11 protein-coding genes are annotated in these 12,328 nt (G+C 63.3%); 3 read left to right on the forward strand and 8 right to left on the reverse strand.

Annotated features, from left to right (window positions below):
* Positions 1-15: 15 nt before the first annotated feature.
* Together AC0ZT5_RS13920 and AC0ZT5_RS13925 are read right to left on the reverse strand one after the other, a co-directional pair.
* Complete coding sequence (locus AC0ZT5_RS13920) at positions 16-312, reverse strand: HlyU family transcriptional regulator (RefSeq protein ID WP_477282539.1); 297 nt, start codon at positions 310-312, stop codon at positions 16-18.
* Positions 313-539: 227 nt separating this feature from the next.
* Positions 540-1,217 carry a PadR family transcriptional regulator gene (locus AC0ZT5_RS13925; protein ID WP_488496903.1) on the reverse strand — a complete coding sequence of 226 codons (678 nt, stop codon included), beginning with the start codon at positions 1,215-1,217 and terminating at the stop codon, positions 540-542.
* A gap of 271 nt (positions 1,218-1,488) precedes the next feature.
* On the opposite strand from AC0ZT5_RS13925, the gene AC0ZT5_RS13930 reads away from it, so the two are divergent.
* Entirely contained in the window at positions 1,489-1,746 is a 258-nt protein-coding gene (locus AC0ZT5_RS13930; protein ID WP_477282535.1) for a DUF2798 domain-containing protein, read from the forward strand.
* A gap of 68 nt (positions 1,747-1,814) precedes the next feature.
* Here AC0ZT5_RS13930 and AC0ZT5_RS13935 read toward each other — a convergent pair whose 3' ends face one another.
* The 3 genes from AC0ZT5_RS13935 to AC0ZT5_RS13945 all read right to left on the reverse strand — a co-directional run bounded on the left by AC0ZT5_RS13935 (position 1,815) and on the right by AC0ZT5_RS13945 (position 3,704).
* A complete protein-coding gene (locus AC0ZT5_RS13935) occupies positions 1,815-2,207 on the reverse strand; it encodes a thiol-disulfide oxidoreductase DCC family protein (RefSeq protein WP_488496904.1) in 393 nt (130 codons plus the stop codon).
* A gap of 40 nt (positions 2,208-2,247) precedes the next feature.
* Positions 2,248-3,306, reverse strand: coding sequence for a DMT family transporter (locus tag AC0ZT5_RS13940; protein ID WP_488496905.1), 1,059 nt, complete (start codon positions 3,304-3,306; stop codon positions 2,248-2,250).
* Between the two features lie 104 nt (positions 3,307-3,410).
* A complete protein-coding gene (locus tag AC0ZT5_RS13945; protein WP_095091717.1) occupies positions 3,411-3,704 on the reverse strand; it encodes a GYD domain-containing protein in 294 nt (97 codons plus the stop codon).
* Between the two features lie 319 nt (positions 3,705-4,023).
* On the opposite strand from AC0ZT5_RS13945, the gene AC0ZT5_RS13950 reads away from it, so the two are divergent.
* A complete protein-coding gene (locus AC0ZT5_RS13950; RefSeq protein ID WP_488496906.1) occupies positions 4,024-5,082 on the forward strand; it encodes a TauD/TfdA family dioxygenase in 1,059 nt (352 codons plus the stop codon).
* A gap of 117 nt (positions 5,083-5,199) precedes the next feature.
* Here AC0ZT5_RS13950 and rpoD read toward each other — a convergent pair whose 3' ends face one another.
* The 3 genes from rpoD to AC0ZT5_RS13965 all read right to left on the reverse strand — a co-directional run bounded on the left by rpoD (position 5,200) and on the right by AC0ZT5_RS13965 (position 10,162).
* Entirely contained in the window at positions 5,200-7,221 is a 2,022-nt protein-coding gene (gene rpoD / locus AC0ZT5_RS13955; RefSeq protein WP_095090975.1) for an RNA polymerase sigma factor RpoD, read from the reverse strand.
* Between the two features lie 487 nt (positions 7,222-7,708).
* Positions 7,709-9,643, reverse strand: a complete 1,935-nt coding sequence (gene dnaG / locus AC0ZT5_RS13960) for a DNA primase (RefSeq protein WP_488496907.1) — start codon at positions 9,641-9,643, stop codon at positions 7,709-7,711.
* A 150-nt stretch (positions 9,644-9,793) separates the two neighbouring features.
* On the reverse strand, positions 9,794-10,162 hold the full coding sequence (locus AC0ZT5_RS13965; RefSeq protein WP_488496908.1) for an RcnB family protein: 369 nt from the start codon (positions 10,160-10,162) through the stop codon (positions 9,794-9,796).
* Between the two features lie 378 nt (positions 10,163-10,540).
* Between AC0ZT5_RS13965 and AC0ZT5_RS13970 the strand changes: the two genes are divergently transcribed.
* Positions 10,541-12,211 carry a Na/Pi cotransporter family protein gene (locus AC0ZT5_RS13970; protein ID WP_477282522.1) on the forward strand — a complete coding sequence of 557 codons (1,671 nt, stop codon included), beginning with the start codon at positions 10,541-10,543 and terminating at the stop codon, positions 12,209-12,211.
* Positions 12,212-12,328 lie beyond the last annotated feature (117 nt).

A 12,328-nucleotide genomic window follows, 5' to 3' on the forward strand; every position in this document is an offset into this window, starting at 1 on the left:
CTCGACAGTGCAGCCCTACCCGAAGATCCGCTCGCCCTGCTCATCGACCAGCTGGATGCCCTTCTTGATCGAGATGTCGACGGCGTCGTCGAGCCCGGCGAAGCGGTCGGCGCGGATGAATTTGTGCTCCTTGACGACACCATCGATCTCCTTGGAGACGACGCCGCAGGTCTGGTACTGGCCTTCGGCCTTGTAAGGCGTGGCGCTGATCAGGAATCCCTTGTGTTCGACCTGCTTGGCCGGCGCTGCACTCTTCGGCTCGCCCGCCTCGGCACCGCCACCGCCGCCGAAAAGACGCTTTAGAAAAGACATCGCTCAAATCTCCCTGTTCGCCCCGCAATCGCGGCCTGCCCTGCTCGCGATTCACGACGCTGTCGTTCCAGCATGCGCGAATGTGCCGCCGCATTCCAGCCCCCTGATGAAGACGTCGGCTAGCAGCTCGTCGGCCTGCCACCGGCCCGTCGATCGAAATGACAAAAAGCCCGGGTCTCCCGGGCTTTTGTCTGTTCTGGCTTTTGGCTGTACTGGACCGGGCGGCCTCAGCCGCGCGACAGCGCTTCCAGCGCCTCGGCAGCACCTTCGAGAATGGCGATCGCCTCGGCCTGCTTGTCAGCCGGGGCATCGACGAAATCGCCGAGAGCCGCACGCAGCCGGTGACGCACGGCGCGGAATTCGTCGCGCGCTTCCGAGCGGCCACCACGACCGCCGCGACGCCCGCCCTCTTCGCGCTCGTCGTTCCAGCCGAACCAGTCGCGCGCCTTGGCCATCTTGCGGCCGAAGCGCTCGAGGTGGTCGAGCACGCCGTCGATCATCTCGCGGTTGTCGTTGAGATGCGCCTGCCCGGCCTCGGTGATCGAAAACACCTTCTTGTTGCCGTCGGCGGCGGAGGCGGCATATCCGGCCTCTTCCAGGAAAGTCAGCGTCGGGTAGACCACGCCCGGGCTCGGGCTGTAGATGCCGCTGGTGCGCTCTTCCAGTGCCTTGATGATGTCGTAGCCGTGGCGCGGTGCCTCGGCCAGCAGCGACAGCGTGATCAGCTTGAGATCGCCGTCGGCCAGCATGCGCCCGGCGCGGAACATGTCGCCCGGCCCGCCGCGTCCGCCGCCACGACCGCCATGGCCGAACGGGCCATAGCCGCCGCCACGGCCGCCGAACTTGGCGGCCATGTGCATGAATATGCGCTCGCCGAAATGATTGTGCCCGAATTGCTTGTGCATTGATTGCTCCTTGAGTTCTATCTTACGATATATCTTAGTTAGGCACACCAATCGCTGAAGTCAAGATATATCTTACGATGTATCTGAATGCGGCTCCAGAGGCTTGCTTTTGCCGGAGCGTGCCGCTAGAAGGCCCGCGAGCGCCTTGGCTGCTCCGTAAGCGTCTGACGTCAAGCAACGCATCCAACCCCGGTCTTTCCGGGCAATTGCGCCGATAACCGGCGAATGGATGCCAAATGCGACGGACCGGACACTTCAGGGAACCTCCAAAATGACTGCAAGACATCGGCGCAGGAAGCTGCCTGCCCGCTATGCTGCCATCGTCAGCCCGCTGGTGCTGTCGCTGTTGATGACCTTCATCGTCTCGTTCATCTCGACGCTGAAAAGCCTTGGTTTCCATCCCAGCCTGCCGTCCATCTGGATGACCGCCTGGGGTCTGTCCTGGCTGGTGGCGTTTCCAACGCTGCTGCTGGTGCTGCCTGTGGTGCGCCGCATCGTCGGAGCGCTCTGCGAGCCGGCCGGCCGATAAGGCCCGGCAGAGGGAGGTCCGAAAATGGTTCCGGACCTCCATTCGCCCCGGTCGCCGACGAGGAACCCCTACCAGCGGCCGTTGCGCCGGTTCCAGGCGTAGAGCAGGTCGGCGAACCGGTCATAGACAAAACGCGTCAGCGGCAAGGTGACCGGATTGCCGAACACCGTCGCCAGCCAGCCCTCGCCCGGCGTTGCCAGCCACACGGCAATCGCTACATCGGCGCCGACCAGCAGTTGGCCGTCAGCGTCGGTGGCGTGCAGCCTGCGGCGGATATCCTCAAGGGACGCACCGAATCCGGCAAGTGCTGCCGGTTCAAGGTTGATGTCGCGAAACGCGATCCGTCCGGCCTTGACCGCTTCGATCAGCCGCCGCTTTTGGCGGCTGATGCCGGCATCGCAAACCGGGCAGCGTGTGTTGTACCAGACGGTCAGCAAGGGCTTGGTCCGTTGCTCGGGCATGAATCTTCCAAAAACCGGCGCCTGCATCGTGGGATCATGCTCAGCCGTGGCCATGCCTGTGGTGCAGATCGGGATAATGCTGATGCCTGTGGCGCATGGACGCATGCCGGTGCCAGTGCGAATGCGGCTCGCTCACCGGTCCGTCATGATGATGCTGGTGGTGCTCGTCATGCAAATGGCTGTGCTGGTGTTCCAGTTCCTCGTGGTCGTGCTCGTGTTCATGGCGTTCCGACAGATGCAGCCAGAGGCCGAAGCCCATCAGAAGCCCCGCGACCGCCAGCTTGAGCGTGACGGCGTCACCTAGGATGGCGATTGCCAGCAGCGCGCCGATAAAGGGGGCGAGCGAGTAATACGCCCCTGTCCGTGCAGTGCCGAGATGACGCAGCGCTACGATGAACATCACCAGGCTGACCCCGATGACAAAGAAGCCGACGGCCGCGGTGACTGCGACGATCGACGCTGGCGGAAACGAAGCTCCGCCGGCGAGCGCCAGCCCGACATTGACGACACCCGCCACCAGCCCTTTCAGCATGGCGATCACCACAGGGTCGGTGGCCGAGATCTTGCGTGTAAAATTGTTGTCCAGCCCCCACGCCAGGCACGCCGCGGCGACGAGCACGGCACCAAGGTTGAAGGCAACGCCCTCACCTTGCCACGACAGCAGAACGGCGCCTGCAAGGATGGCGAAGGCGCCCAGGAGCAGGCGCCGGTCGACATTCTCGCGGTAGACGAGCCAGGCGATCGCCATCGTCGCCAACCCTTCGAGATTGAGCAGCAGCGCGGAACTGGATGCGGTGTTGAGGCTGAGGCCGAACATCAGCAACACCGGCGCGACGATGCCGCCGGCGCCAATCGCCAGCGCCAACCATGGCAGATCCCTGGCGGTCAGTTGCGCCTCGCCGCTGCCGGTGCGGCGGAGCAGACGATAGAGGGCCAGCCCGGCGCCGGCGCCAAGATAGAGCAGACCGGCCAGCATGAAGGGATTGACGCTGTCGAGCAGCAGTTTGCACAGCGGCGGCGCAGCGCCGAACAGGATGGCGGAGCCAAGAGCAAGCGGCACACCGGGCCACAGATGCGCATGTGAATTCGGTTCGGACATGGCCGCATCCTAATGCATGTCGCCCAAAACTGCGCAGCGGATTTGGGCGACATGCATTAAACAAGGACCTGAAGCGCTTCAGCCTCCGCGCTGTTCTCAGGGCTCTACCCGAGCGAGGTGATGATCTCGCGGTAGGCAAATTCGGGGAAGGCTTTCAGCGTCCGCGTCCTGATGTTGCCGGCCGCCGCCAGCATCAGCGAGAAGCGAGCCAGGACCGCGTCGTCGGGCGCTTCAACCACGGCCACCATGTCGTATTCACCCATAGTCAGGTAGAACGCCTTGAACGATCCGCCCATGTCCCCCAGTTGCTTCCTGGCGGCGTCGAGTCGCTTCGGTGAATCGCGCACATTTCTGGCGCCTTGTTCCGTCCAGTTCATCAGCACGATGTAGCTTGTCATGCACACCTCCCTCCGGGCCACGGAGCACGGCGGCTTCGCCGGGGCGGGCATCCGGGTTTGTCGCCCAGAAAATGCATCCGACGCGAAATTATCCTCCCGCAGCGAACATCCTGCAAGGACTACCGCGCCGACGCGCTGTTGCTGGGTGAAGGCGAGCCCCCCAAGACGGCGGTAAAGCGACGGCCGTAAGACGGTCGGCGCACCGACGGGGAAAGCCGGTTCTAAAACCCGCCTGTTTGCGGCAATCTCCGTCGTGGCCGTCGATCTGGCGGAAATCCCCGGCCGGCAACCGAGACCGATCCAGCCGCCGGAGAGCTTCATGCGCGAGACCATCGACCTGCCGCCGGAATCGATCGAAAGTCCTGCCGCATGGACCGGCGAGGACATGGCGAAACATCCTGAGCGTTGGCTGGTCGAACTGGACCCGCGCGACGTCGCGGAACTGGAGTTGGCGGCAACCGGCTTTCTCGCCCGCTCGCAGGACATCGGCAACCTGACCAAGGCTGACTTCCCCTTGCCCCGGCTTGTCGGCCATCTTGCCGCCCTTCGCGAAAAACTGATCGCAGGCATTGGGTTCGAGGTGCTTCGCGGCCTCCCGGTCAAGAGATATTCCGCGCAAATGGCGGCAACGATTTTCTGCGGGATTGGCGCGCATCTGGGAAGCGCACGATCCCAGAATGCCCAGGGCCATATCCTCGGCCATGTCCGCGACACAGGCGCCGACGCCAGGGACGCCACGACGCGCATCTACCAGACCTCTGAGCGCCAGACGTTTCACACCGACTCCGCCGATGTGGTTGGGCTGCTCTGCCTGCGCGATGCCATGCAAGGCGGAGAGTCCCTGCTGGTGAGCACAGTGACGATCTACAACGAGATGCGCAAGAAACGGCCCGACCTCACCCGCCTGCTGTTTGATCCGATCGCCACCGACCGGCGCGGCGAGATACCGGAAGGGGAAAAACCCTACTTCGAAATCCCGGTCCTCAACTGGCATGCGGGATTGCTGACCGGCATCTATCAGCGCCAGTACATCGACAGCGCGCAACGCTTTCCGGATGCCATGCGGCTCACCGCCGCGCATGTCGAAGCGCTGGATCTCTTCGACAGCCTTGCCAATGATCCCAGACTAAACCTGTCGATGCGGCTGCGGCCCGGCGACATGCAGTTCGTCTACAATCATTCGCTGCTTCACGACCGCATCGGCTTTCGCGATTGGCCGGACCCGGACAAGCGGCGCCATATGCTGCGCCTGTGGCTATCGATACCGGGCGACCGACCGCTGCCTGAGTGCTTCAGGCAGCGTTATGGCTCCATAGAGATCGGCAACCGGGGCGGCATCATCGTCAAGGGGACGCGCCTGAACGTGCCGTTGTTGTAGATCGACAACAGGCGGACGCCCCAGGCCTTCGCGGCGTTGATGCCCTTCGAAGAGCACACCGCAGCAGGCATCGGTATCGGCGTCAATTGAGCTGGCCGGCGACGACGCCGTCCCTGCTCAGCTGTCCAAGAAGCTCCTGAGCTTCCGGCTACGACTTGGATGCTTCAGTTTCCTGAGCGCCTTGGCTTCGATCTGGCGGATGCGCTCGCGGGTGACCGAGAACTGCTGGCCGACCTCTTCCAGCGTATGGTCGGTGTTCATGCCAATGCCGAAGCGCATGCGCAGCACACGCTCCTCGCGCGGCGTCAGCGAGGCCAGCACGCGCGTGGTGGTCTCGCGCAGATTGGCCTGGATCGCCGCGTCGATCGGCAGGATCGCCATCTTGTCCTCGATGAAATCGCCCAGATGCGAATCCTCCTCGTCGCCGACCGGCGTTTCGAGCGAGATCGGCTCCTTGGCGATCTTCAGCACCTTGCGCACTTTTTCGAGCGGCATGGCGAGTTTTTCGGCCAGCTCTTCCGGCGTCGGCTCACGGCCGATCTCGTGCAGCATCTGGCGCGAGGTGCGCACGATCTTGTTGATCGTCTCGATCATATGCACCGGAATGCGGATGGTGCGCGCCTGGTCGGCGATCGAACGCGTGATCGCCTGCCGGATCCACCATGTCGCGTAGGTCGAGAACTTGTAGCCGCGGCGGTATTCGAATTTGTCGACCGCCTTCATCAGGCCGATATTGCCTTCCTGGATCAGGTCGAGGAACTGCAGGCCGCGATTGGTGTATTTCTTGGCGATGGAGATGACGAGACGCAGATTGGCCTCGACCATTTCCTTCTTGGCGATCGCGGCTTCGCGCTCGCCCTTCTGCACCTGGTTGACGATCTTGCGGAATTCCAGGATCGAGATCGCCGTTTCGGTGGCCAGATGCTGGATCTCGGCGCGCAAGTCGCGGATGGCGTCCTTCTCGTTCTTGGTGAATTCCTTCCAGCCGCGTGAGGTCAGGTTGCCGATCGCGCGGGTCCAGTTCGGGTCGAGCTCCGAGCCCTGATATTCCTTCAGGAATTCCTCGCGGCGCACGCCGTAGCTTTCGGCGAGCCGCAGGAGCTTGCCTTCGTTCTGCACCAGGCGCTTGTTGATGTCGTAGAGCTGTTCGACCAGCGCCTCGATGCGCGCCGTGTTGAGCGACAGCGACTTCACCGCCTTGATCAGCTGGTCCTTCAGCTCCTTCAGCCGGCGGTCCTGGCTGGGCGACAGCGTGCCGGCCGCGGCCAGCCGGTTCTCGACCTGCTGGTCCTGCAGCTTGCGCAGCTTCTTGTAGGTGTCGGCGATGACGTCGAGCGTCTCCATCACCTGGGGGCGGAGTTCCGCTTCCATCGCCGCCAGCGACAGGCTGGCCTCGTCTTCGTCTTCCTCGTCGTCATCAACCAATCCGCGCGTGTCGGCGCCGACATTGGTGACGTCGTCTTCCTCATCGCGCGAACGGCGCGGCTTGTCCTCGACCTTGGCTTCCTCAATGCGCTCCACCACCGGCGCCTGCTTGGCCTCGGGACCGGCATAGGTGGCTTCGAGATCGATGATCTCGCGCAGCAGGATCTTGGATTCGTTGAGCTCGTCGCGCCAGATGATGATAGCCTGGAAGGTCAACGGGCTTTCGCACAGGCCCGCGATCATCGTCTCGCGGCCGGCCTCGATGCGCTTGGCGATGGCGATTTCGCCCTCGCGCGACAGAAGCTCGACCGAGCCCATCTCGCGCAGATACATGCGCACCGGATCGTCGGTGCGGTCGGTCGGCTCTTTCTTGGTGGTGGTGGCAGCAACGGCGGTGCCGGTCTGCTCGGCCAGCTCGTTGGCGTCTTCCTCGGCATCGGCCGCGGTGTCTGCGGCCTCGGGCTCTTCGCCCTGCTCGTCGTCCTCGACTACGTTGATGCCCATGTCGGACAGCATCGCCATGGTGTCCTCGATCTGCTCGGAGGTCACTTCCTCGGAGGGCAGCACCGAATTCAGCTCGTCCATGGTGACATAGCCGCGCTTCTTGGCGGCCTTGATCATCTTCTTGACAGCATCATCGGAAAGGTCGAGCAGAGGGCCATCGGTGGCGCCTTCGCGTTCGGTTTCGACCTCTTCCTTTTCCTTTGTCGCCATAGTCTTTATCTTCTCCTAGCGGCCGAACATCAAAGCCGCGTAAGCTGTCGGACCAGTCAAATCGGATGCACTCGCTTATGAGTCGCGCTTCACCGGGCCAGTAACTGCATCTCTCGTTAAGTCCAGATTAACCCTGATATCTGTGGCAGGCAGCTTGCCTGTCCAGTGACCAGTACCTCACATCGTTTATTTCCCGTCGACGCGGGTGCGGTTAACGTTTCGAATCGTCCTGATTCCGCCATTCTGCCGGAAGGTCAAGCGCCTCTCGCATGATTCGCATGAAAAAAGCGAATCAATTACCCGACTTAGCCCCGCCACGCGCCATTTGGACGCGCAACAGCGCTTTCACATTTCACTCTCTTGCCGAGCCCGTCCCTGCCCTATCGGCCGGCAAAGGCTCTGTCTTTCTTTTGGTGGAAGCACGATCTCTGGACAAACGGTTTCCGTTTGTCCGAGAAAACCGGTTCCCACTTTTCAGGATCATGCTTTAAGCCCGCCCGGCCCTGCCCGAGGATACGCCGAATCCTTCGATCAGCGCTTCCGTCGCTTGTACATCCTGAAATTGCGCCTGAATTTCGATCAGGTGCCGATAGTTTTCGTCTGTGGGATCGGTGGCGAGCGCCGCTTCCGCCTGTTTCAGCTCCTTATGTAAGGTGCGCGCGCTGCGCTGCAAGTGCAGGGCCTGGCTGAAAGCGTCGCGGGCATCCTCGAGGGCGGCGGTCTCCAGCGCCGGCCAATGCCGCATTCGCCGGATCAGCCCGACGGCCCGCTCCCAGATCTCGGCGCAGCCGGCGCGCTCGATCATTGCCACCACGGCCTGACGGTCATTGGCCATGTCATGCGCCATCGCGTCGAGGATGGCGGCGTGCAGCCGCCTCAGATCGGAGTTGGCGAGATCGAGAAACTCGATATGTGCGAAATTCTCGTCGATCAGCACCGGATGGTTGACCAGCGCGACGATGATCGTCGCCTCGCGCATCGACATCCCCTCGCTGCCGCGCTTGACCAGCGCCGAGCGGCCGAGGCTCTCAGTGATCGGTGTGCGTCCGCCGCCGGCCTTGGCGAATTGTCCGCCCGGCGGCGGCGCCTTGCCCTGGCCCGGGCGCCCATCCTGGCGGCCTTGCCTTGTACCGCGCTGCGCGCCGAAGAAGCTCAGCACGCGCTCGCGCATCTCCTGTTGATAGTGATAGCGAAGGCTTTCGTCGCGGATGCGACTGGTCAGTTCGCGCAACGTCTTTTCGAGCTCGGCCCGCCGCTCCGGCGTGTCGAAGACGCCGCCGGCCGTTTCGCGCATCCACAGAAGGTCGGCCAGCGGCCGCGCATCGGCCAGCACGGAACGGAACGCATCCGGCCCCTCGGCCTTGACCAGGTCGTCGGGATCCTTGCCTTCCGGCAGCAGCGCAAAGCGCGCCGAGCGCCCTGCCTGCACCGCCGGCAGCGCCATGTCGGCGGCCCGCCAGGCAGCCTTCAGGCCGGCCTTGTCACCGTCGAAGCACAACACCGGCTCGCCGGCCATGCGCCACAACAGCTCGAGCTGGTTTTCGGTGAGCGCCGTGCCGAGCGGCGCCACGACATTCTCGAAGCCGGCCTGCGCCAGCGCGATCACGTCCATATAGCCTTCGACGGCAATGACCGTGCCGCCCTTGGCAAGCGCCTTGCGGGCGCGGGCGAAATTGTAGAGCACGTTGCCCTTGTGGAAGAGCTCGGTGTCGGGCGAGTTCATGTATTTGGCCAACGCATCCGGCGCCAGCGCGCGGCCCCCGAAAGCAATGATCTTGCCACGCGAATCCGGGATCGGGAACATGATGCGGTCGCGGAACCAGTCATAGGAGACCGGAATGTCGTCGCCATGCCGCACCAGCCCGCAGGCCTCGATATCGGCTTTGGGAACACCCCGGGCGGCGAGATGCTCCTTCAGCGCATTGCGGCTATCGGGCGCGAAGCCGAGCCGGAACGATTGCTGCGTGGCCGGTGTCAGCCCACGATCACGCAGATAGGCGCGGGCTTTCGCACCCTCCGGCCCCTGCAGGCGCTCCTGGAAGAAGGCGGTCGCCATCTCCATGACATCGGTCAGGCTGGCGCGTTCCTTTTCGCGCCGCTCCTCCTGCGCATCGCGAACCGGCATCGGCACGCCGGCCATGTCGGCGATCTTTTCTACCGCTTCTGGAAAGCTCATGCCGTCGAGTTCGGTGAGGAACTTGAAATGATCGCCCGAAACCGAGCAGCCGAAACAATGGTAGCGGCCCTTCTTGTCCTCGCAGTGGAAGGATGGGCTCTTCTCCCCATGGAACGGGCAGCAGGCCCAATAATCGCCGCGCGGCGCGTTGGTCTTCTTCCTGTCCCACGCGACGCGCTGGCCGATCACCGATGAAATCGGCACGCGGTCGCGTATCTCGTCGAGGAAGGCGGGCGGGAAGCGCATCGGGAAACTCGTTTCCCCACCATATAATCATGCCCGCGGAATCCGACGACCCCTAATGCGGACGATGCCCGGTTTCCACAGGGCAAAAAAAGCGGCCGTTGCGGGCCGCCTTCCCTTCGCCCCCAGCAGGTTTGCTGGCCCAGACGGGATTTACTGCCCGGCAAGCGTGCCGAAAATGACACCGGAGAGGACGCCGACCAGCACATAGTCGTTGCCGACGCGGATCCATTCCTGGCCGCGGCCGGGGCGATGCAGGCCATAGCGGCCATAGTCGCGGATCGGCCGGTGCTGCCTCCAACCGGAATACTTCTGGCCATTGCGCCAATGGCTGCGCTTCACGACGATCTTCTTCTTCACGACACGCTTCCTGACGTCGACGTGCTTGCCGGGCTTTTGCCAGTCGACCTGGCTGTAGGTCGACTGCGGGGCGTTCGGCGCATTCATCGGCGCGGCCTGGCCGGCGAGCGACGTGGCGGCCAGCATCGAGAAAGCGAGAGCGGAAAGGACAATGCGTTTCATTGGAAGTCTCCTTGGTTGTCAATGCCCAAGGAATAGTGACCCACCGATGAACCGAAACTGAACACCTGCATTACAATTGTGTAATGAATTCCTTCGCTTATTTAGGAGAATTGAACATCCTCGCAAAGATCACAACCAAACACGCGCGATCCACCGCGCCACACCAGCCTCGCAATGCAACCATTTGCGCGTCCGTCCATTTTCCGACACCGCCTGTCGCGGCGCAACGGCCCTTGAAATCGACAAGATTTTATTACCCGGCTAATGTAATATCGTCATCCTGGTCACTGCTATGAACATGATTCGCACCCTCGTTTCCCCCACTGATCGCCGCGCTGATCGCATCGCGCACCCCGTTGTCCGCATGCGGAAAGCGACATGAGCGGTTCCGTCGTCCTTCTGCATCTGGCCGGCGCCGTGGCACTGATGCTGTTTGCCACCCGCATGGTGAAAACCGGCGTCGAGCGCGCCTATGGCGACGTGCTGCGCCATCGTCTGCGCGCCACCATGCGCAATCCGATCATGGCGGTGCTAGCCGGCACCGGCCTCGCCATCGCCCTGCAAAGCTCCACCGCCGTTACACTACTGGTCGGCTCCTTCGCCGGCTCCGGCATCGTCTCCGGCGCCGCCGGGCAGCTTGCCGTGCGCGGTGCCGAAATCGGCTCGGCGCTGGTGGTCAAGCTGCTGACGTTCGATCTCACCCTGCTGGTGCCGCTCTGCTTGATCACCGGCACGGTGATGTTCATGGCCACCGAGCGGCGCGACTGGCGCCAGTCCGGCCGCATCCTGGTCGGTATCGGCCTTTTGATCCTGTCGCTGGAAATGATCGGCCAGGCATCGGAGCCGCTGCGCAACAGCCAGCTCATGCCGGTCATCATCAATTACTTCTCCAGCGATTCCGTCACCGCCTATCTGCTGGCGGCGCTGATCACCTGGCTGTTCCAGTCGAGCATCGCGGCGGTTCTGTTGATGGCGACGCTGGCCGGCCGAGGCCTGATCACGCCGGAACTCGGCGTCGTCCTCATCCTCGGCGTCAATCTCGGATCCTCGATCATCGCGCCGATGCTGACCCGCTCGGCGGGGCCTGCCGTGCGCGTGGTGCCGATCGGCAATCTCCTGATGCGCGGGCTTGGCTCGCTGGTCGTGCTGATCCTGTTCATGACCTTCAGGCCGCATGTCGCTTTCCTCGGCGCGACCGCGGCGGACCAGATCGTCAACGCTCACATCCTGTTCAATGTGCTGATCCTGCTCGCCGGCCTGCCGCTGGCCGGGTTCGTCTACCGCGCCTCGGAGAAGATCGTGGCACTTGGCACCAAGCCGGCGCCGGCCGCCACACTCGATGTCGTCGAGCTTTCCGCGCTCAACGAGAGCGCGCTAGACGTTCCAAGCCAGGCATTGGCCAATGCCACGCGCGAGGTGGTGCGGGTCTGCGAGACCGTCGAGATCATGCTCAAGCGCATCATCGAGCTGTACGAGAGCGCCGATGCCGACAAGATCAAGGCGCTGGCAGCACTCGACGACCGCGTCGACCGCAAGCACGCGGCGATCAAGCTCTATCTGGCCAAGCTTACCAGGAACCCGCTGACCGAGGACGAGGCGCTGCGCTGCCAGGAGCTTATCGGCGCCTGCGTCAAGCTCGAGCAGGTCGGCGATATCATCGTGCGCAACATGCTGGTGCATGTGAAGAAGAAGCTCGAGCGCGGGCTGGAGTTCACGCCCGAGGGCTGGCGCGAACTGTGCGCCTTCCACGCTTCGGTGCTGGCTAATGCGCGGCTCGCCTTCAACGTGCTGGTGTCGCGCGACCCCGAGACCGCCCGCCAGCTGGTGCTGGAAAAGGACCAGCTGCGCGACCGCGAGAAGGAAACCAGCGCCAGCCATTTCGTGCGGCTGCGCGACGGAACCGCCAAGAGCGTCGAGACCAGCTCGATCCACCTCGACACCATCCGCGACCTGAAGCAGATCAATTCGCTTTTGGCGTCGATGGCCTATCCGGTGCTCGAAGAGCGCGGTCTCCTCACTGGATCGCGGCTTAAGGCGAGCGGAGGTTGACCCTGCCGGTCTCCCCTGTGAGGGAGATCGGCGCTCCACCGTCCCCATGCTCCCCTCAAGAAAACCTAAAGTCGCGACAAAAATTTCTGGATTGCCCGCAACGCCCATCCGTGGTCT

Source organism: Mesorhizobium sp. CNPSo 4670, assembly GCF_057784235.1.